Below are 20,892 nucleotides of genomic sequence, written 5' to 3' on the forward strand. Positions count from 1 at the left end.
CCGCCCGGGCCGCCCGGGCGTGGAACCCCCTCGACGCCGCTGTCGAAGTGCGGCAACTGTCCCGCGCATGAGCACGGCCCATCAAGACACTCACGCGGCCGCGGCGCACGACGCGAGCGACCACCACGGCTTCGACGGAGAGCCCGCCCGCGCGCTGCCGGCGGACGAGCCGCCCACCCCGAACTGGGTGCCTGCGCTGGGGCTCGCTGTCTTCGTGGTCGCGGGCGTCACGTTCCTCGCGACGAGCAGCGACGGCGGCGACGCCGGGCAGGCCGCGCCGGCCAGCCCCCGCGCGGCCGACGCTCGCCCGGCCGATGCCCGCCCGGCGACGCCTGCGAACGAGCGCCCCGCGGCGCCGGCCAACGCGCGCCCCGCGCCGCCGGCCGACGCCCGCCCGGGCGCGCGCCCCGCGCCGCCGACCGGGCCCGCCGCGGGGGCGGCCGCGGAGACGCTGCGCGCGGCGGCCGCCGGGTCGGCGGCGCCCGCGGCGCCGGGCTCGGCGAACCTGCGCAAGCTCACGCCCGAGGAGGTGGAGCGGGTGCGCAGGCAGATCCAGGAGGCGCGACAGAAGGAAGGCGCGCCGCGGGCGCCGGCTCCGCCGAAGTGAGCGAGCCGGTGGTGGAGTCCGCCGCCGCACGCGTGCGCGCCGTGCTCGTGCTCGGCGCGGGCACCATGGGCCAGGGGATCGCGCAGGTCACGGCGGTCGCCGGCTACGTGACGCGCCTCCACGACGTGGACGCGGCGCGGATCGGCGCGGCGATCGAGGACGTCAAGCGCTCGACCGATCGCCTCGTGCAGAAGGGCAAGATGCTCAACGAGGCGCGGAGCGAGATGATCGGGATGCTCGTCGCGTCGCCGGATCTCGACCGCGCGGCGGCGGACGTCGATCTCGTGATCGAGGCGGTGCCCGAGCGGATGGACCTCAAGGTGGAGGTGCTCGGCCGGGCGATGGCGGCGGCGCCGGAGCGGGCGCTGCTCGGGTCGAACACGTCGAGCCTGAGCATCACGGAGCTCGGGCGCCGGCTCGGGGCGGGCGCGCGCACGGTGGGCCTTCACTTCTTCAACCCGCCGCCGGTGATGGAGCTGCTCGAGGTGGTGCGGGGCCTGGAGACCGACGAGGCGACGGTGACCGCGGCGCTCTCGGTGGCGAGGCGCCTGGGCAAGACGCCGATCGTGGTGAACGACACGCCCGGCTTCGCGACGAGCCGACTCGGCGTGGCGCTCGGCGCGGAGGCGATGCGGATGCTGGAGGCCGGGGTGGCGTCGGCGGTCGACATCGATCGCGCGATGGAGCTCGGGTACCGGCACCCGATGGGGCCGCTCAAGCTGACGGACCTGGTGGGGCTCGACGTGCGGCTCGCGATCCTGGAGCACCTGCACCGGGAGGTCGGGGAGCAGTTCAGGCCGCCGGTGATCCTGCGGCAGATGGTGCGCGCGGGGAGGCTCGGGAAGAAGACGGGCGAGGGGTTCTACCGGTGGACCGAGGCGGGGCCCCAGCCGGGCGACGGCTGGCGCCGGGGGTAGAGAGCGCTCTGCGCGCGCGCGGGGGCCCGCCGAACTCGCGTGGGCCCGTGCTTGCCCCTCGCTGCGCGAGGGACAAGCACGGGCAAGGGGCGCTCAGACATCGGCCCTCCCCGCGCGCGCGCAGAGCGCTCTCTACCCCCGGCGCCAGCTCCTGAAGAAGGGGGGAGGTCGAGACGGCCGACGGGTGCGCTGCAGGGGGCGCCGTCTGACGATGCTGCGAGGCGGGGGACTGCGCGTGCGGAGGAGCGGCTAGCGGTTCAGCTTGTCCTTCTTGGCGTTCTCTTCGGCCTCTTTCTGACGCTCGGCCTCGCGCTGGACGATGCGCTCCTTGACCGCGGCGTAGTCCTTCTCGTCCTTCACCCGCCGGTCGATCTGCTTCTGACGCTCCGTCACGGTCGCCGGATAGCCACCCGCCTTGGGATTGCTGGTCAGGAACGCGCCGTAAGCGCCCCACGCATCCCGCGCCCCCTGCCAGTTCTTCTGACGCTCGCGCAGATCCGCGAGGCAGAAGAGCACCTTGGCGTGAAGCGCGTCCGTGCCCTTCTTGCCGAGCGCCGTCGTCCAGGCCGTCTCGGCCTCCGCCTGGTTGCCCGACTCGAGCATCGCCTCGCCAAGACGGTAGAAGCCGAGCATCTTCGTGGGATCCAGCTTGATCGCCTCCTGGAAGGCCGAGATCGCGCCGGGGATGTCGCGCGCCACGAACGAGCCCTGCCCCTTCAGGATCTGCTCCGTGTACGGGCTGATGCCGCTCCGCCCCTCGGGATCCTTCGGCGATGTGGCCGCGGCAGCAGGCGGCGCCGCGGAGTCCGCAGCCGGCTGCTGGGCAGCGGCCGGCGCCGCAGCGGCGACGACAGCGAAAGCAAACGAGGCGATGACAGCAAGCGAGCGGTCCTGCATGCCCGCCAAGGTACCGCAGCCGCGCCTCGATGGGGAAACCTTGCTGCACAGGCCGACAACGCCAGGCAACCCTGACGGGCCCCTCCCCGTCGACCTCGACGCAGCGAGCTACTTCCGCCGCGGCCTGAACGGATCCGGCGGCACCCCGGCGTCCGGCAGCCGCCCGGCGTCCACCGGCGGCCAACCGGCATCCGGAACCCCGGCGTCCATCGGCGGCCACCCCGCGTCCGGCTGCCCCGCGTCCACCGGCGGCCACCCGCCATCCGGCCGCCCGGCGTCCACCGGCGGCCACCCCGCGTCCGACGGCCCCGCATCCACAGGGAGCCTGCCCGCGTCCGACGGCCCCGCATCCACCGGCAGCCTGCCCGCGTCCGCCGGAGCACCCCCGTCCAGCGCCGCGGGGGCTGCGTCCAGCGACACGAGCCGGCCGTCCGGCTCCGGGGGCCACAGGAAACGCTCCTCGACGCCCGTCTTCCGGTCGACCAGCTTGGCCCAGCTCGCGCGCGGATTGTCCGCCATCTGCACCCGCAGCCGCGACGTCACGCCCTCGTCGAACGTCGGCCGGCGATACAGGATGTTCGACGACCGCTCCGGCGCGTCACCCGTCAGCGGCACGTCAAAGCGGACGCGATCGAGCAGCTCCTTGCCGACGTAGAGCTCGATCGCGAAGCGGCCCATCACGCGCGCCGTCGCCGCGGCCCTGGCGAGCTTCACCGGTCGCGCGCGCGCGACCGAGCCCCGCCCCTTCGCGTACTGCACCTCGAAGACCCACTGCTTCTCGCTGGGCTGCACCGCAGGGTCCGGCGCATACCCGGCGCGGGACGGCGGATCCCCAGGCTCGGCCACCGCGACGACGCCAGCAGCGGCGAGCGCGAGGCCAGCAAGGGTCGCAAAGGCAACACGGACGAGAGGACGAGGCGAGGTCATCGGATACCAGCGGGAACCCCCGGCAGCAGGGCCGCCTCGGGCGTCGTCAGCACCTCTTCCCACGCGGAGCCGTCGCCGTCGAGCGCTGCCCAGAGATCCCGGAGCTCGTCCGGGACCGGCGCCAGCGCCGTCCGCTCCGCGCCGCCCTCGTCCGGCACCGCGACACGCAAGGCGTGCAGCGCGATGCGCGGCAGCGGAAGCACGCGGCCCCGCGCCGTGGTCACGGAGCGCGCGCCGCCATGGTCGCGATCGCCAAGGAGCGGCGCGCCCGCGTGCGCGGCGTGCACCCGGAGCTGGTGCATGCGGCCCGTCACCGGATCCAGACGGAGCAGCGTGGCGACCGCCGCCCCGCCGCCAGCCGAGGCGATCGCCCGGTAGCGCGTCGACGCCTCCTTCGCCCCGGCGCCGCCGACCGCAGGCAAGCTGCGGCCGCCTCGCGCCCGCGCCACGCCGATGGGCGCGTCCCACGTGCCCGCCCCCTCGACGCGCCCGCCAGCGACGCCGACGTACACCCGCGCGACGCGCCCCGCCTCGCGCACCGCCGCGAGGTGCCGCTGGCCCCGCGGGCCGGTCGCGCAGAGCACCGCGCCGCTCACGCCGACGTCGAGCCGCGAGGCCGCGTGCGGCGGGGCGGGCAGGCCGAGCAGCTCCGCGACCTCGGTGACCAGCGACCGCGTGCCACGGCGCTCCGGCACGGTCGGCAACGCCGCCGGCTTCGACGCGACCAGGATCTCCCCCCAGCGCGCCAGCACCTCGACCGGCGGCGCGCCCGGCGCGTCGCGCCGCGCCGGCCACACGGCGAGCTCGTCGCCAGGGACCACCGCGTCGTCAGGCCGCGCGCGGCGCGCGTTCAGGAAGGCCCGCCCCTCCGCCGCCGCGCCCGCGAGGCCGCGCGACGCCCCGCCCATGCGCTCGAGGACGTCCGCCACCGTGGGGCCGTCCGACGGCCCCACGCGCCACCGCGCCGCGGTCATCCGGGCGGCGCGGCGTCGCCCAGCGCGCCCCCCGCGCCGTCGCCCAGCGACGGCGGCGCGGCGCGCTCGTCGCGTTCGTTCAGCCGCTCGACCAGGCCGCGATCGCCGTCGATCCGCAGCCGGTCGCCCGTCTTGATCGCCAGCGTCACGCCGGGCACGTTCACCACCGCAGGGATGCCGTACTCCCGCGCGACGATCGAGGCGTGCGACATGGGGCCGCCGAGCTCGGTCACGACCGCGGCGGCCACCAGGAAGAGCGGCGAGAGGCCGATGTCCGTCGTGCGCGCGACGAGCACCTCGCCCGGCTCCACCGCGTCGAGCGCCGACGCGCCCGGGTCGAGCACGCGAGCCCGGCCCTCCACGACGCCAGGGCTCGCCGGCAGCCCGAGCAGGCGGACCCCCGCCGCCGGCGGGAGCACGACCGGCGGCGGCCGGCCGATGAACGCGGGCGGCGGATCGGGGCGCGCGGCGTCGCGCAGGTGCTCGGCGCGGCGCAGCCGCACGACGTGACCCACGTCGGCGCGGCCGCTGGAGAGCGCCGTCACGAGCTCCTCGTACGTGCAGAAGAAGACGCTCCCGGGCGAGAGCGAGGGCTCGATGCGCCGGAGGCGCCTGTCGATGTCGAGCGCGACCTTCCGCAGCATGCCGAGCACGCGCGTCACCCACGTGCGCATGCGCTCGCGCAGGCGCACGTAGCGCTGCGCGCGGCCGACCAGCGCGCGCAGCAGCGCGAGCTCCACCCGCGGCAGGCGCGTCTCGAGCATCGCCATCTCGCGGTCGGCGAGCGCGCGCGCCCGCGCCAGCGCGCGCTCCGGGTCGCCAGGCGCCCCGCGCAGCGACGCGACGAGCATCGCGATGACCGGCGACGGGTCCTCCCGCCAGCGCGGCGTCGCGAGCTCCGCCTCGCGCACCGCGCGATCGCCGTACGCGTCGAGGAACCGCGTGAGCGCGTCGCGCGCCGGCCCCTCGGGCAGGTCGCGCGGCCACCGCACCTCGCCGGCGAGGAGCCGCTCGCGCGCGACCCGATCCAGCAGGATGAGCTCGGCCACTCGGGCGAGCTCGATGCCCGGCCCCGCGCTGTCGAGCTCGCGCACGCCGCCCGCGAGCACCTGCGCCAGGTGCTCGATGTTCGTCTCCGGGCGCCCGGCAGGGTCGTCGAGGGGCTCCTCCCCGGTCGCCGAGCGCGCGGACGCGCGGCGGCGCGTGACCCGCTCCAGCGCCTTGCAGAGCGCGAGGTGGCTCGCGAGCGACGCCGACGCGCAGTGCAGCATCAGCGTGCCGGTCCGCTCGAGCAGCAGGAAGACGCTCCGCAGCGTCGTGCCGATCGCGTCGTCCGGCAAGAGCGTCATGTCGAGCTCCGAGAGGGCGCGCTGCGCCCAGACCGCCTCGCCCTCGTAGGCCGCGACCTCGCGCTCGAGCCGCGCCTGCCGGAGCAGGAGCCGCGGCCCCGTGAGCGGCAGCCGCGCGTAGAAGCGGCGCCTCGAGACGCCCGCGCTCTGCTGGGCGAGGCGCGCGATGAGCTGCTCGCTCGCCCCGCCGCTCATGCCGAGCAGCGCCCGCGGCGAGAGCCCCGGGACCTGCGCCGCGATCTGCATGAAGGCGGTGAGGTTCAGGTAGAAGCGCCCGTACACGTTGGTCACGAGGCGCGCGCCGCGCGGGACGCGGCAGCCGAGCGCGGCGAACGCCTCGCGGAAGCCCCGGTCCGAGAACGCGCGGGCCACCGACCAGGTGAGCGGCGTCGCCGCCCCGGGGAGCGCCTCGCCCACGTTGGCGCGCGACCAGATCGTGTCGGCGCCGCCCCCCTCGGGGAAGCCGCCGCCGCTCACCGGCCGCACCTGGAGCAGCCAGACGCGCCGCTCTGCCGGCGCCGGCGCCCCGGCCGGCGAGGGCGCCGCCGCTGGCGCGGGCACCCCGGCGGCCGGCGCGGGCGATCCGACCAGCGCCGGCGACCCCTCCGCCGCGGGCGACCCCTCCGCCGCGGGCGACCCCTCCGCCGCGGCGCCCTCCGGCGGGCGGCCGGGGTCGCCGCCCTCGACCGCGAACTCCACGTCGAACGGGCCCTTGCCGCCCTGCTCGAGGCGCGCGGCGAGCTCGGCGAGCTGCCGCAGCGCGGCCTCGTCGAGCGCCGGACGCTCGACGCGCGGCTCGGGCACCGCGACCTCCTCGATCCCCGCCGCGCCCACGACGAGCGCGCGCCGCTTCTGCGCCACCGCCGCCGCGACGACCCTGCCGCCGTCGCGCGCGATCCGGATGGTGTCGGCCGCCACGGCGCCGTCGACGACCGGCGCGCCGAGCCCGAGCGTCGCGTTCACGAGCCGCTCGCCGGCGTGCCAGCGCTCGCCCTCGAGCCCCGGCGGGGGCGCGGTGAAGAGCACGCCCGCGGCCTCGGCGCGCACCATGACCTGCAGCACGACCCCCATCGCGATGTCGCGGACGCCGGCGTGCGCGAGGTAGGCGAGCGCGCGCGGCAGGAAGGCGCTGGCCCAGACCTGCCGGATCGCCGCGTCGATCCCGGCCTCGCCGCGCACGCCGAGCACCGACGTGGCGAGCCCCGCCATCGACGTCTCGTCGCTGTCCTCGCACGTGGCGCTCGACCGCACCGCGAGGCCCCAGGGGGCCTCGGGCTCGACGGTCTGCCAGAGCGCCCGCAGCGCGGCCGAGAGCGTCTCGGGCAGCGGCTCGCTCAGGATGCGGTCGCGCGCCCGCGCCGCCCGGTCGACGCCCGCCTTCGTGCCCGAGAGCCGGATCAGCGTCGCGATGTCGTGCCCGGGCGGGAGCTGCCTGTCGATGAGCTCGGTGAAGCACCGCGCGTCGAGGACCCAGCCGCGCGGCACCGGGAAGCCGTCGCGGAGCAGGCGCCCGAGCGACGCCGCCTTGCCGCCGACGCGCTTCGCGCTCGTGTGGCGGCGCTGACCGGCGCTCTCGAGCGGCTTCAGCCACTCGCGCACGGAGGGCGGGTCGGTCGCGCTGTCGGCGCGGGCGATGCGTGTCGGGTCGGCCACGTCGTTGCCGAGGAAGTAACACGGTTCGGCGGCCTGGGTCAGGGGCATGTGACCCGGGCCAGCCCCGGTCACGGCGGGCTCAACCCGCGCTGGATGCGCTCGTGCCAGAGCACCATTTCGACGCCGCCAGGGCCGCGGTTCCAGGCATAGTCGTGCGGTCCGGGCACAATGAGCAGATCGTGAGCGACGCCGTCCTGGCGCAGCCGATCGCTGATCGCCTGGATGGCGGGGAGGAACGGGTCGGCCTCGCTCGACACGAGCCGCAGCGCGACCGCGCGGCGCTCCATGGCCCGGCGCGCGAGGGTCGAGAACATCTCCGCCTCGCTCGCCCGCACCGCGGGTTGCAGGGCGCCGACCGCGCCGAAGACGTCGGGGTTCGACAGGCCGACGAGCAGCGCGAGGCGGCCGCCGAGGCTCACGCCGTCGATGCCGGTCGCCTCCCGGGCGGGCTGGCAGCCGCCCTCGGCGCGCGCCCGCGGCAGGAGCCGCTCGACGACGAACCGCCCGAAGCCGGCGGCCCCCTCGACGGAGCGGTCGCGGAGATCCGGCGTGAACGGCGTGGCGATGCACAGGCCGGCGTAGGGGTGGTCCCGGAGCGAAGCGTTGAGCTGCGCGAGCCGCTCGCGCGTCACCATCCCCCCGAGGTCCTCCGGCGCGAGCGGCGGCGCGAGGAGCCGCTTCAGGGTCGCGTCGAGGGCGTAGTCGTCGCGCCACCCGCGCGCGCCGACCTCGACGCCTCGCACCGCCTCCCCGCGCCCGTGCAGCGCGACGAGCAGCGGCGGCGCCCCCGCGGGGGCCGGCGCGAGGAGCAGCGCGCGCTGGGGGTCTTCGCCCCCGGAGGCCGGCTCGAACGCGAGCTCCTTCCAGCCCGGCGCGGCCGCCTCGCCTGCCGCCGGCTCCGGCGGCGACGGCGCGCCGCGGCGCCGGCACGAGGTCGAGGCGAGCGCGGCCAGGCCGAGCAGCGCGCGCCGGCGCGAGAGCGGGGGGAGCTTCGGGGCGGCCATCGGCGGCGAGGGTAGCAGCGGGGGAGGCGGCGCCGGCGCCCGGCGCGCCTCCTCGTATCGGGATCGCGACAAGCAGGTTTCGCTGGCCGTCGCTCTCGCCGCCGTGCGGTCCAGCGCAGCGGCGGTTGGAAGAGAGAGAACCGCCAAGAACGCCAGGAGCGAAGAGAGAGATGAGCCACTTTCTTCTCTCTCCTGGCGCCCTTGCCGTCTTGGCGGCTCAAGCCATCCGTCTTGTCGCTCTAGGCAGTACCGCGTGCCCCCCTGTAGGCTCTCGTTGCGCGGGCGAGATCCCCGAGGGGGGGCTCATCGGCGAGACGCGCCGATCGTGACGGGCCCGGCGGGCTCCGTCACTCCCGGGCTCCAGACCCGTGATGAAAGGGACCGCTCATGAGCCGTGAGACGAAGGGGGACGTCGGGCCGCGCGCTGGCGACGGGCCGCGCAGCGTGGAGGGCGTGATCGCCGATGACGTGAAGACGCTCCACAGCATGGGCTATGCGCAGGAGCTCCTGCGCCGGATGGGAGGGTTCTCCAACTTCGCGATCTCGTTCTCGATCATCTGCATCATCGCGGGCGGCATCACCTCGTTTCAGATGGGCTTGTGCAGCGTCGGCGGGGCCGGCATCGGCATCGGCTGGCCGGTCTGCAGCGCGCTCTCGCTCTGCATCGCGCTCACGATGGGCCAGGTCGCGTCCGCGTTCCCGACCGCGGGGGGCCTGTACCACTGGGCCTCGATCCTCGGCGGCCGGGGCTTCGGCTGGGCCACCGCGTGGTTCAACCTGATCGGCCTCGTCACCGTCCTCGCGGCGATCAACGTCGGCGCCTACCTGTTCATCATGAGCTCGCTCGGCCCGCTGTTCGGCGTCGATATCGCCAAGATGGATCCGAATCAGGCCCTCCTGACGCAGATCGTCGGGGTCACGCTCATCACCGGGACACAGGCGCTCTTCAACCACCTCGGGATCCGCGTCACCACGTTGCTCACCGACTTCAGCGGATACCTCATCCTCGTCGTCTCGGTGCTCCTCACGGTCGCGGTGCTCTTCTACGCGCCCCAGATCGACCTCGGGCGGCTCGTCACGTTCACGAACTACAGCGGCCCGAAGGGGGGCGACGTATGGCCGGAGACGGGCAGCATGACGATGCTGTTCCTCCTGAGCTTCCTCCTGCCCGCGTACACGATCACCGGGTACGACGCGTCGGCGCACACGTCGGAGGAGACGATCGGCGCGGCGGAGACCGTCCCGCGGGGCATCGTCCGGGCGGTGCTCGTCTCCGGCGTCTTCGGGTGGCTCATGCTGAGCGCGATCGTGCTCGCGATCCCGAACATGGACGAGGCGGCGTCGAAGGGCGGCGGCGTCTTCTTCTGGATCATGGAGAGCGTCGTCCCGGAGCGGGTGAGGATCGCGCTCTACGCCGGCATCTCCATCGCCCAGTACCTCTGCGGGCTGGCGACGGTGACGTCCGCCTCGCGCATGACCTTCGCCTTCGCCCGCGACGGCGGGCTGCCGTTCTCGGAGCAGCTGCGCAAGGTGAGCCCGAAGTTCCGCACGCCGGCGACCGCGATCTGGGTCGTCAGCGCGTTGACCATTGGCTTCACCGTGTACACGCCGGTCTACTCGACGATCACGGCCGTCTGCGTGATCTTCCTCTACATCTCGTACGTCATGCCCACGATCATGGGCGTGCGCGCCTACGGCCGCACCTGGGTGACGATGGGGCCGTGGGACCTCGGGCCCCTGTACCGGCCGCTCGCGATCATCAGCGTCCTCGCCTGCCTGATGCTGATCGTGGTGAGCGTCCAGCCGCCGAACGACAAGGCCCTTGTCATCATGCTCATCGTCTTCGCGGTGACGGCCGTCGTCTGGTTTGCGCTGGAGCGCCGCCGCTTCCAGGGCCCGCCGCAAGGGGTGATGATCCAGCAGCGAGCGCGGGAGATCGCCGAGGCGGAGCGGGCCGTCGGCCAGGTCGCGGCGGGGGGCGATCGATAGGGGGCCTTCCGGTCCGGCGGGCGGGGCGCGGCGCCGCCCGCCGGGCGAGGAGGTGAGTCAGCTGCCGGAAGGGCTGAAGAGGAGGGGATAGGTCACGGTCACGATGCCGGCGTCCGGGGGCGGGAACGACAGCCCGTAGAACGAGCGCACGACACACGAGACAACGCCGGCGTCCGGCAGATCGGAGCCGCCGTTCTGAACGCTGGATACGGCGCCGTCGCGGCCGATCGAGAAGCCGACCGACACGCGCCCCGTGAGGTTCGGGTTGTTGCGCAGCCCGTTCTCGTAGCAGAGGCGGAATCGACCGAAGTTCTGGCGCACGATGCGCTGGATGACCTCGGGCGGGATCCGGCCCGACACCGACGGCGTCCCGGTCCGCATGCGCGGCGCGCTCGGCTTGTGGCCAGCGCCGCTCGCGAAGCGCGAAGCGCCGTGTCCAGGACCGAAGCTCTGCCCGTCGCCGAGGCCGTTGCCGTGGCCGATGGTGCCGAGGGGCCCCATCCCGACGCCGAGGTGGCGCCCGTCGCCGCCCTCGCCGACACCGGTCAGCCCGAGCCCGCCCACGCCGCCCGACTCGTCGATCGTCGCGCCCCACATGTTGCCGATCACGCTCCTCTCGCCGCTCCCGAGCGTGTCGACGCCGCCCCACGGCGCCGAGAGTGCGTTCGGATCGCCGCCGATGCCCGCCTCGAGCACGCCGATGATGCCGAACCGCGCCGCGTCGTCGAGCGCCTGCGCCCGCGAGATCCGCACGTCGAGGTTGTCCTTCGGCCCCTCGATCTCGAAGCGCCCGCCCGTCTTCCGGCTCGTCGCGCTCCCGGCCTTGCCCGACTCGCCGATCGCGGCCGCGCCCGTGCCGCCTTCTGACTCACTCGGGCGCGCCTCCGCGCCGTCGCTCGCCTCGGGCGGCTCGCGCTCGGCGGTCGCCGCGAGCGCCTGCGACATGAGGTACGCCTGCTCCGCGCTCACGCCGCCGTCGTCGGCCATCGCCAGCGGGGGCATGAACGCGGCCATGGCCGCGAGCAGGCCCACGTGGAGCAGCGTCGAGAGCGCGGTGAACGGCAGGCTGCGGCGGTCGAAGCTCACCTTGCCCGCCACGCGGCGGCCTGCCCGGCCCACGGCGACCTCGAACCCGAAGTCGCCGAGATCGAGCTTCGCCCGCCCGCCGAGCGGCAGCGCGATCCGCCGCGCCCCGTCGAGCGCCCCGCAGGGCACGGCGCGGCCCGACGCGATCGCCTGCGCGACCGTCATCTTGCAGCTCCCGAGCTCGACCATGCCCGTCGTGCCCGGCGGGATCACGGCGCTCACCTCGCCGCCCTCGCCGACGAGCACGAGAGGCACCCTCGCGGCGCCGAGCCGCTCCGCCGGTACGAAGAAGTCGCACCCGCCCTCCGCGCCGGCCTGCTCTCCCACATGGAAGTCGCGCGGCGGGGTCAGGTGGGCCACGTGGAGCAGGCTGTTTCCCCACCGGATGAGCACCTCGACGGCCAGCGTCTCGGTCTCGCACTCGTCCGCGGGCACCTCGGGCGCGCTCTTGACCAGCGCGTAGGTATACGACCCCTCCGGCGCGTCCGCGGGCACCTCGGCATCGCAGGCCGGCGAATGGCCGAAGGGCAGGTTGCCAAGAAACGGATTCGACGATGCCATGCTCGGAGCCACCTTGAACGTGTCCATCGGAGACCAGCCCTTTCCCTGCTCGCGCGCGGCGTGACGTGAACCGCGCGGCGAGCGGCCTGAATGGAGCGAGCCCGCGAGAGCCCGCCGCTCGGGCGCTCCCCGGCGCGCGCGCGGCGAGCCTCACCGCGCTCTGCGTGCGCCGCGGAGCACCGCGTTCACGCCTGGGATCGACAGCACCCCCCGCCCCAGGTTCCGGACCCGCGACACGATTTTCAGCAGCAAGATCGCGGTCCAGGCGTTGAATAAATTCCAGGCCGCCGGCCTGCGCGCGCGTCCCGGGACGCGCGCGCTCGCAGGCGTGGAGTCGCCACGAAACAGAATCGCAATCTGCCTGTGCTCTCCGGTTCACCGCGCCGCGCCTGTCGGAGCGGCGACCAGGGAAACCCGCCGCCAGCGCAGCGCTGGATCGACCTCGCCGCGCCGGTGGACGGCCTGTAACCGCACGGACGATCGTGAGCCGCGCAATCGGAACGACACGGGCGTTGGGGTAGCGGTGCGCCCGCGGCCGTGCGTATGATGATCGACATGGGTGCGGCCAGGAGCAGCGGTCAAGACCCGCTCATCGGCGCCACGATCGCCGGTCGATATCGGATCATCTCGCTCATCGCGCGCGGCGGGATGGGCAAGGTCTACAGGGCAGAGCAGTTCGCGCTGGGTCGGATCTGCGCCCTCAAGCTCCTCGTCCCCGATGAGCGGCGCGAGCAAGATCCAGAGTTCTTCCGCCGCTTTTCACGCGAGGCCGCGACCGCGGCGAGGCTCACCCACCCGAACTCGGTCACCGTCTTTGATTACGGCAGGGACGATCCGCGCGGCATCTATTTCATTGCCATGGAGTACATCGCCGGACGCACGCTCCACCGCGTGCTCCACGACGAGGGCCCGCTCCCCGAGGCGCGCGCCAGCCGGATCGCGCGGCAGATCTGCCGCGCGCTCGCCGAGGCCCACGGGCTCGGCCTCGTGCACCGGGATCTCAAGCCGAGCAACGTGCTCCTCGTCGACCAGGGGGACGAGAAGGACTTCGTCAAGGTGCTCGACTTCGGCCTGGTCAAGGACGTCTCGGGTGAGCAGCTGGACGACCTGACGCAGAAGGGCCTGTTCATCGGCTCTCCCAGGTACACCGCGCCGGAGCAGGCGATGGGCAACGAGCTCTCGCCGCGCGCAGACATCTACTCGCTCGGCGTCCTGCTCTACGAGATGCTCTGCGGCAAGGTGCCGTTCGACAAGAAGGTGCCCACGGCGACGCTCATGGCCCATGTCAGCGAGCCGCCGCCGCCGCTCGCGCGCGTCGCCAGCGGCGCGCCGGGAGCGCTCGTGTCGCCCGCGATGGAGGCCATCGTGATGCGGTGTCTCGAGAAGAGCCCGGACAGGCGCTTCCAGTCGATGAAGGAGTGCCTCCTCGCGCTGAAGGGCGCGGCGGGCGAGCCGGTCGACGTCGCGCGTGCGTCGACGCCCGACCGGGTCTCCACGCCCGACCGGGCCTCCGTCCCCGAGCGCCTGCCCGTGTCGCAGCCCGGCAGCGCGCTGCCGCCGGCGCCGTCGGCCTCTGGGCCGCGCATCTCGGCGCTCGCGGCGCCGCCGAACGAGCCGAGCGCGTCGCCTCGCATGACGCAGCTGGACTCGCTCTCTCCCCCCCAGGCTCCCCCGACGTTCAGCGGCCCTGTCGCGCCCCCTCGCCACCGGCCGCTCTCGCTCTACCTCGTGGCGGTCGTCGCGGCGTTCGTCGGCGGGGGGCTGGTGCTGGCGCTCGGCGGGCGCGCGCCGCAGGCCGCGAGCGCGCCCGCGGTCGTCCAGTCCGTGTTCGTGCCGATCGCCGTCCCCGCCGAGGGCTCGGCGGAGAGGGAGCCCGGCGCGGCGGCCGAGTTCAGGATCGTGCGGATCGAGAGCGCCCCGCCCGGCGCCCGCGTGTCCGACCGCGGGACGGAGGTCTGCCTGGCGACGCCGTGCCGGCTCGTCCTGCAGGGCGCCGGGAGCAGGGCCGAGTACCGGCTGCAGCTGACCAGGCCCGGCTACAGGCCGGCCGAGCTGGTCGTGCGCCCCGAGGCGGAGACCGCCTCGGCCGAGCTCGAGGCGCTCGCCGCCGCGACGCCGGCGCCCCCGCCGCCGAGCTCGCAGGCCGCGGCGAGCGCGCTCCCGGAGCGAGCGCCCGCGGAGGAGCCGCAGCGCGCGGGGCCCGGCGCAACTGACCCGGCCGCAGCCGAGACGGCCGCAGCCGATCCCTATGACGACCAGCCGAACGCGCCCCCCCCGACGGCCGTGCCCGCCGCAGCGCCGGCCGCGCCGGCGCCGGCGGCGACCACCCCGGAGATCCTGCGCTTCCAGGAGGGGATGACGCGCCCCGTGCCGATCGCGGCGCCCGCGGTGGTCTACACGCGCGAGGCGCGGCAGGCCCGCGTCGAGGGGACGGTCCTCGCGCGGTGCGTGGTGACGACGGCGGGCACCCTCACCGGCTGCCGGATCGTCAAGGGGCTCCCCCACATGAACGAGGCGGTCCTCTCGGCCCTCGCGGCGAGCCGCTACCGGCCGGTCACCTACCAGGGCCGGCCCGTCGACGTCGACTACGTGTTCTCGATCAAGCTCGTGCTGCCCTAGCGTCGCCCTGACGTCGCCGAAACGCGGGCCGCAGGAAGCGCGCCAGCGCCGGCCGTGGGCTCAGGGGTGAGGCCGCGGCGCGAGAGGCGCTGGCGGCGAGGCCATCCGTGAGCAAGAGAGTCGCCGAGAGGGAGGAGACGACGACGTGAGCGGTCATGGCCGGAAGTGGGCGGCGCGAGCCGGGCTGGTCCTCTGTTGCGCGGCGCTCCTCGGCTGCTCGCGAGAAGAGGCGTCCCAGCCGGCGGCGGGGAGCGGCTCCGCGCGGCCGGCGGCGCTGCGGGCCGACGTCGAGCCTGCGCCGTCGAGCGGCGAGGTCCCCGCGCTGGTGCAGGAGGCGCGGGACCGCGCGCGGCGGGAGGGGCGCGAGCTCGTCGTCTACGTGGGCGCTTCGTGGTGCGAGCCGTGCACGAGGTTCCACGACGCCGTGAAGGCGGGCCAGCTCGACGCGGCCTTCCCGGCGCTGCGCCTGCTCGAGTTCGACCTCGACCGGGACCGCGACCGGCTCGCCGCCGCCGGGTACGCATCGGAGATGATCCCGCTCTTCGTCGTGCCCGGCGAGGACGGCCGGGCGACGCCGCTCCGTGTCGAGGGGTCGGTGAAGGGCAAGCGCGCGGTGGACGAGATCGTGCCCCGGCTCGAGGCGATCCTGGCCCGGGCACGGGCGGCGGCGCGCTGATCGCCGAACGCGCTCACCGCCGGCGCTGGCGGCCAGGAGCGCGGGCGACGTCGCGTCGCGGTGGACGAGCGACGCCCGTGGCGCCATGGAGGAACCCCATGAGGACAGCGAACCTGCTGCTCGCGGTCGCGACCGTGTCGCTCGCCGCGGGCTGCCGCGGCGGGGGCAGCAGCGAGCCTGCTCAGCCCATCCCGCACGTCACGCCGATCGACACGCGCGCCTCCGCCGATCCGGCCGTCGACGACGAGCCGCCCACGCCGCGGCCCCCGAAGGAGGCTGATCCCACGAGCACGGACACGTTCGAGGGCACCGCGGGCGCCACCGACAAGCCGCGCGCCGGCGCGAAGGTGGCGGTCCTGCGCGACGTGCGCGCGGCCCGCCACGAGCACTATGACCGCATCGTGTTCGAGTTCGAGGGGGACGCGGTGCCGGGCTACCACGTCGACTACATCGACAAGCCGGTGCGGCAGTGCGGCTCCGGCGAGGCGACGGAGGTCGCCGGCGACGGCTGGCTCGCCGTGCGCATGACCCCCGCCGCGGCGCACACGGACGCGGGGAAGCCCACGATCCCGTTCCGCGAGCGCAAGCTCGCGCTCGGCGTGGCCCTGGAGCTCGAGCGCACGTGCGACTTCGAGGCCGAGGTGACCTGGGTGCTCGGGGTCTCCTCGCCGAACCGGTACCGCGTCCTCGAGCTGACCAAGCCGGCGCGGCTCGTCGTCGACGTGAAGCACTGACGCCGCGCGCGGGCCCGGCGCGCCGCGGCCGTGCCCGGGGCGCACCCGCCGCGACGCGACCGCGGCTCAGCCGCCCAGCGCGGGCCCGGCCTCGTCGTGGCGCACCGGCGGCGACGCGTCCGCGGCCCTGGGCGGGGGCAGCCGCCGCGGCGGCACGACGACGTGCTTCGGCGGGGCGGCGGGGCCGCTCGACGGCCGCGGGATGTTGTAGACGCGCTTCGCCTGGATCGCCGTGGAGCGCAGCCCGTTGGCCCGCTTGATCGCCTCGACGGTGGTGCCGTACTGCCGGGCCAGCGAGCCCAGGGTCTGCCCCTTCTTCGCCGTGTGGCGCACGTAGTGCGCCGTCGGCTTGATCGCCCCGCGCTTCACGAGCAGCGGATACGCCCGCACCGCCGACTCCTGCGCGATCGGGCTGTAGAACCTGATGTGGATGTGGTTCGCGTGCCCCCGCGCGTGGCGGATGAGCGGGCGCGGCTTCCTCGATCCGAACTGGAAGACCTCGTCGAGCCAGTCCTTGTCCTCGCCGATCTTCAGCGCGTGCTCCTTGAGCAGCCGCTGCACGCTGCTGTCGATGAGGATGAGCTCCACGTCGGTCTCGGTGATCAGCGCCCGGACGAAGGCCCAGGTGCGCTCGCGGTCGAGGTTGGCCGCCGTGGCCCGCTGGTACCAGCGGTGCCGCGCGTCGAGGAAATAGCTGATGTCGACGTCGCGCCCGGCCTGGTGGCTCTTGTGCGGGGAGAGGCGGCCGCCGTCCCGGGCGCTGATGTGCCCGATGTAGAGCTTCGGGCTCCCCGGGAACTGCCGGTGCACCTCGGCGATCGCGCGATCGAGCGCGTCGACCGTCTCGCGCGTCCCCCACGCGTGGCCCGGATCGACGAGCTCCCACCGGTCGCCCTCGGGCATCCGGATCCCGTTGAACAGCGCGCCCGCGTTGGTGGCGCCCACGGACATCGGCCCCAGCGCCGCCGGGTCCTTCGCCAGCAGCTCCTCGATCTGGGCCTCGCTCATCGCCGCGAGCGGCGATTGCGCCGGCGTGCCGGCGCCCGGCTCCGCCGGCAGCTCCAGGCCGTCGTCGACCTCCCCGCCGTCGTCGTGCTCCTCGTCATCGTGCGCGACCGCGGCCTCGTCCGCCGCTGCCCCGGGCGAGGCCGACGGCGCGCCCGCCCCGTGCTCCGGCGAGACCGCCGCGGCCGCGCGCATCAGGCTGTCCTTGGAGCGCGCCGCCACGGGCGCCCTCCCGGCGCAGCCCGCGATGCAGAGGGCGCAGAGGACGGAAACCAAGGTGCTGCGGCCCATCGCGGCGGCACTATACCGGCACGAAGAAGACACGCCAACCGCGGCCCGGCGGTCGCACCGCGCCCTTCACGCGACGCGTGTTCAGCGCCCGGGCGGCTCAGGGCGGCTTGCGCGGCCGCGCGCGGCTGCGCTCGGGCTGGCACCGCGGGCAGAACACGCTGGAGCGCCCGCCGATCGCGCGCGTCTCCAGCGACGCGCCGCAGCGAGGGCACGGCGCGCCGGCGCGCGCGTAGGCCTGGAACGGGTTCGGCACGGCGCCCGACTCGGACAGGTACGCGATCTCCCCCGCGCCGATCGCCGCGAGCGTGTGCGCGATCGAGGCCTCGATGCCCGCGGCGATCGCGGCCATCTCCTCGCGCGAGAGGGAGCGGCCCGGCCGCGCCGGGTGCACGCCGGCCCGGAAGAGCGCCTCGGTCACCTGGATGTTGCCGAGCCCGGCGATCACCGCCTGGTCCATGAGGATCACCTTCACGGGGCGCGCGCTCGCCCGCGCGCGCGCGAGCAAGGCGTCCACGTCGATCCCGTCGCGCAGCGGATCGGGGCCGAGCGCGGCGATCTCGGGGATCTCGCGCGGCGAGACCCCGCGCAGGACCGCGAGCCGGCCGAGGAGCCGCGGGTCGTTGTAGTGGAGCACGCTCCCCGAGGCGAGCCGCAGCCGCGCGCGGCTGTGCCCTGGCGCGGGCTCTGCCGGCGAGCGGCGCACCCACTTGCCCGACATCCCGAGGTGGCTGAGCAGCACCACGCCCGCGTCGAGCTCGAGCACGAGGTACTTGCCGAAGCGCGTGAGGCGCTCGAGCGCGCGGCCCGGCAGCTCGCGCTCGAAAGCGTCGTGGCTCGATCGGCGGAACACGCGGGTCGGGTCGCCCTCGGCGGACGCGATCCGGTCGCCCGCGAGGAAGCGGCGCAGCGAGGCGGCGGCGTGCTCGACTTCCGGGAGCTCCGGCACCCGCGAGGACTATCACGCGCCGCGGCGCACGAGGGCGTTGCCGCCGGCGGGGCGGCGGCTACATGCTGCCCTCGTGCAAGGGTCCCAGCGGAGCGGCCGCCCCGGTCCGGCAGCCCAGGGGGCGGCCGCGACGGCGCGCCCCCCGGGGCCGGACGGCGCGCCGCGCCCGCACGAGCGCGGCGACCGCCCGGCCGGGGCCGGCGAGCGGCAGCCGGGCGGCGGGGGCCAGCAGAAGCTCTTCTCGGCCAGGGAGGTGGCGGGCGACGGGTCCGCGACGGTCGAGGGCGAGGTCGTCCGCGTTACCTACGAGAGCGAGTCGAGCGGCTTCCGGGTGCTGCGGGTGGAGGTCACGCCCGGCGCCGCGCCGGAGGTCTGGGTCGGGGTGTTCCCGCCGGTCGGCCCGGGCACGCGCGTGCGCGCGACGGGGCGCTACGGGCGCGATCCGAAGCACGGCGAGCAGCTCAAGGTCGAGACCCTGCTGCCGATCGCGCCCGCCACGCTCGACGGGCTCGAGCGCTACCTCGGCTCCGGCATGGTGCAGGGCATCGGCCCCGCGTACGCGAAGCGGATCGTGGAGGCGTTCGGCGCCGAGACGCTGGAGATCCTCGACCGGTCGCCGGAGCGGCTCGCCGAGGTCCCCGGGCTCGGCCAGCGGCGGGCGCAGGCGGTCGCGAAGGCGTGGGCGGCGCAGCGGGCGATCGGGGCCATCATGATCTTCCTCCAGGCGCACGGCGCGTCCCCGGCGCTGGCGAGCCGCATCTACAAGCGGTTCGGCCCCCACGCGATCGACATCGTCTCCCGCTCCCCGTACCGGCTCGCGCTCGACGTGTGGGGCATCGGCTTCAAGACGGCCGACCGGATCGCGCGCTCGATCGGCGTCCGGGCCGACTCGCCGGAGCGGGCGCAGGCGGGCGTGCTGCAGACGCTGGTCGACCTGTCGACGCGCGGGCACACGCTCGCGGAGCGGCCGGAGCTCGCGGAGCTCGCCGCGACGATGCTCGAGCGCGACGCCGCCGAGGTCGACGGCGCGATCGACGCGCTCGTGGCGAGCGGCCACGTGCGGGTCGAGGCGCTGTCGACCGGCGAGGTGGCCGTCTACCCGAAGGACCTCTACGAGGCCGAGGTGCGGCTCGCGCGCCGGATGCGGTCCTTGCTGGGGGACGACGAGGAAGGCGCGGCGCACGAGGCGCGCCTCGCCGAGGGCGTCGACGCGGCGATCGCCGCGTTCGAGGAGAAGACGAAGGTCTCGCTCGCGGCCGCGCAGCGGGCCGCCGTGGAGCAGGCCGCGCGGAACAAGGTCCTGGTGATCACGGGCGGCCCGGGCGTGGGCAAGACGACCATCGTCCGGGCCATCCTGGCGCTCTTCGATCGCGCGCGGCTCCCGGTGCGGCTCGCCGCGCCGACGGGGCGCGCGGCCAAGCGGATGAGCGAGGCGACGGGGCGCGAGGCCGTCACCCTCCACCGGCTCCTGGAGTTCGACCCGAAGCAGCGCAAGTTCGCGCGCCAGCGGGGCCGGCCGATCGAGGCGGGGGCGATCGTCGTCGACGAGGCGTCGATGCTCGACCTGGCGCTCGCCGACGCGCTCCTGCAGGCGACGTCCGACGCGGCGCGGCTCGTGCTGGTGGGCGACGTCGATCAGCTCCCGTCGGTCGGGCCGGGCGCGGTGCTGCGGGACGTGATCGCCTCGGGCGAGGTGCCGACGGCGCGGCTCACGCAGATCTTCCGGCAGGCCGAGGGCAGCCTCATCGTCCGGAACGCGCACCGCATCCACGACGGCGAGCCGCCGGAGGGCGCGCGCGGGCCCGGCGGCGAGTTCTACGTGATCGAGCGGACCGAGGCCGAGGCGGCGGCCGAGCTGATCCTGCACCTCGTCACCGAGCGCATCGCCAAGGGGTTCGGGCTGGATCCGCGGCGGGACGTGCAGGTCCTGACGCCGATGCACAAGGGCGAGGCGGGGGCGATCGCCCTGAACGCGCGCCTCCAGGCGGCGCTGAACCCCGAGGGCCCGAGCGTCACGCGCGGCGCGCGCACGTTGCGGCTCGGCGACAAGGTGATGCAGCTCCGCAACGACTACGACCGCGAGGTCTACAACGGCGACGTCGGGTTCATCACGGAGGTGAACGCCGAGGAGCGGAAGCTCCAGGTCCGCTTCGACGAGCGCGAGGTCGGCTACGAGGAGGCGGAGCTCGACGAGCTGACGCTCGCCTACGCGACGAGCATCCACAAGAGCCAGGGGAGCGAGTACCCGGCGGTGATCGTGCCGATCCTCACCCAGCACTTCGTCATGCTCTCGCGGAACCTCATCTACACGGCGGTGACCCGCGGCAAGCGGCTGGTGGTGCTCGTCGCGGATCCGCGGGCCGTGTCGCTGGCGCTGGCGGAGACGCGCAAGGAGGAGCGGCGCACCCATCTGGCCGAGCGGTTGCGCAGCGCGGCGCCCGCGCGCGCCCGCGCGGCGCTCGAGCCACCTCTCGCCGCCGGGCCGCGACTCGATTAGGACGGCGCGCGAGAGGGCGAGCGACCATGAGCGTCCGTGACGGCGACGGCGAGAGCGACCACGACAGCGATCAAACGAGCGCGCGCGCGACGCGCGACGCGGAACGCGACGTAAACAAGACGACCTCGACGCAGGCGCCAGCGCGGCTGGCCTGGAGCGC

At 75.1% G+C, this 20,892-nt stretch carries 15 protein-coding genes; 7 read left to right on the forward strand and 8 right to left on the reverse strand.

Annotated elements, in window-relative coordinates; genetic code table 11:
* Positions 1-67 precede the first annotated feature (67 nt).
* Positions 68-607: a hypothetical protein gene (locus WME85_RS46600; protein ID WP_437831087.1), complete on the forward strand. Its 540-nt coding sequence runs from the start codon at positions 68-70 to the stop codon at positions 605-607.
* On the forward strand, positions 604-1,524 hold the full coding sequence (locus tag WME85_RS46605; RefSeq protein WP_437831088.1) for a 3-hydroxyacyl-CoA dehydrogenase family protein: 921 nt from the start codon (positions 604-606) through the stop codon (positions 1,522-1,524). Before WME85_RS46600 ends, WME85_RS46605 begins: the two co-directional genes overlap by 4 nt.
* A 249-nt stretch (positions 1,525-1,773) precedes the next feature.
* Here the strand turns inward: WME85_RS46605 and WME85_RS46610 are convergent, their stop codons facing one another.
* The 5 genes from WME85_RS46610 to WME85_RS46630 all read right to left on the reverse strand — a co-directional run bounded on the left by WME85_RS46610 (position 1,774) and on the right by WME85_RS46630 (position 8,400).
* On the reverse strand, positions 1,774-2,421 hold the full coding sequence (locus WME85_RS46610; RefSeq protein WP_437831089.1) for a tetratricopeptide repeat protein: 648 nt from the start codon (positions 2,419-2,421) through the stop codon (positions 1,774-1,776).
* A gap of 108 nt (positions 2,422-2,529) precedes the next feature.
* Positions 2,530-3,348 (reverse strand): hypothetical protein, encoded by an 819-nt coding sequence (locus WME85_RS46615; protein WP_437831092.1) that lies wholly within the window; start codon positions 3,346-3,348, stop codon positions 2,530-2,532.
* Positions 3,345-4,322, reverse strand: coding sequence for a pseudouridine synthase (locus WME85_RS46620; protein WP_437831093.1), 978 nt, complete (start codon positions 4,320-4,322; stop codon positions 3,345-3,347). Before WME85_RS46620 ends, WME85_RS46615 begins: the two co-directional genes overlap by 4 nt.
* A complete protein-coding gene (locus tag WME85_RS46625) occupies positions 4,319-7,396 on the reverse strand; it encodes a PEP/pyruvate-binding domain-containing protein (RefSeq protein ID WP_437831094.1) in 3,078 nt (1,025 codons plus the stop codon). The genes WME85_RS46620 and WME85_RS46625 overlap by 4 nt, the downstream gene beginning before the upstream one ends.
* Positions 7,393-8,400, reverse strand: a complete 1,008-nt coding sequence (locus WME85_RS46630) for an alpha/beta hydrolase (RefSeq protein WP_437831095.1) — start codon at positions 8,398-8,400, stop codon at positions 7,393-7,395. Before WME85_RS46630 ends, WME85_RS46625 begins: the two co-directional genes overlap by 4 nt.
* A gap of 315 nt (positions 8,401-8,715) precedes the next feature.
* Between WME85_RS46630 and WME85_RS46635 the strand changes: the two genes are divergently transcribed.
* Positions 8,716-10,317, forward strand: coding sequence for an amino acid permease (locus WME85_RS46635; protein WP_437831096.1), 1,602 nt, complete (start codon positions 8,716-8,718; stop codon positions 10,315-10,317).
* Between the two features lie 57 nt (positions 10,318-10,374).
* Here the strand turns inward: WME85_RS46635 and WME85_RS46640 are convergent, their stop codons facing one another.
* Positions 10,375-11,964, reverse strand: a complete 1,590-nt coding sequence (locus WME85_RS46640; RefSeq protein WP_437831097.1) for an AgmX/PglI C-terminal domain-containing protein — start codon at positions 11,962-11,964, stop codon at positions 10,375-10,377.
* A gap of 555 nt (positions 11,965-12,519) precedes the next feature.
* Between WME85_RS46640 and WME85_RS46645 the strand changes: the two genes are divergently transcribed.
* The 3 genes from WME85_RS46645 to WME85_RS46655 all read left to right on the forward strand — a co-directional run bounded on the left by WME85_RS46645 (position 12,520) and on the right by WME85_RS46655 (position 15,993).
* Entirely contained in the window at positions 12,520-14,583 is a 2,064-nt protein-coding gene (locus tag WME85_RS46645) for a TonB family protein (protein WP_437831099.1), read from the forward strand.
* A 145-nt stretch (positions 14,584-14,728) separates the two neighbouring features.
* Positions 14,729-15,259, forward strand: coding sequence for a TlpA family protein disulfide reductase (locus tag WME85_RS46650; RefSeq protein ID WP_437831101.1), 531 nt, complete (start codon positions 14,729-14,731; stop codon positions 15,257-15,259).
* Positions 15,260-15,357: 98 nt separating this feature from the next.
* Positions 15,358-15,993: an AMIN-like domain-containing (lipo)protein gene (locus WME85_RS46655; RefSeq protein ID WP_437831104.1), complete on the forward strand. Its 636-nt coding sequence runs from the start codon at positions 15,358-15,360 to the stop codon at positions 15,991-15,993.
* A gap of 66 nt (positions 15,994-16,059) precedes the next feature.
* Here WME85_RS46655 and WME85_RS46660 read toward each other — a convergent pair whose 3' ends face one another.
* Positions 16,060-17,274 carry a LysM peptidoglycan-binding domain-containing protein gene (locus WME85_RS46660; protein WP_437831107.1) on the reverse strand — a complete coding sequence of 405 codons (1,215 nt, stop codon included), beginning with the start codon at positions 17,272-17,274 and terminating at the stop codon, positions 16,060-16,062.
* 112 nt (positions 17,275-17,386) lie between these two features.
* Positions 17,387-18,235 (reverse strand): bifunctional DNA-formamidopyrimidine glycosylase/DNA-(apurinic or apyrimidinic site) lyase, encoded by an 849-nt coding sequence (mutM, locus tag WME85_RS46665; protein ID WP_437831110.1) that lies wholly within the window; start codon positions 18,233-18,235, stop codon positions 17,387-17,389.
* Positions 18,236-18,308: 73 nt separating this feature from the next.
* Between mutM and recD2 the strand changes: the two genes are divergently transcribed.
* Entirely contained in the window at positions 18,309-20,732 is a 2,424-nt protein-coding gene (gene recD2, locus WME85_RS46670; RefSeq protein WP_437831112.1) for an SF1B family DNA helicase RecD2, read from the forward strand.
* The last annotated feature ends 160 nt before the right edge of the window (positions 20,733-20,892 follow it).

This window comes from Sorangium sp. So ce1153, from assembly GCF_051521595.1.
In the GTDB taxonomy this organism is placed as follows: domain Bacteria; phylum Myxococcota_A; class Polyangia; order Polyangiales; family Polyangiaceae; genus Sorangium.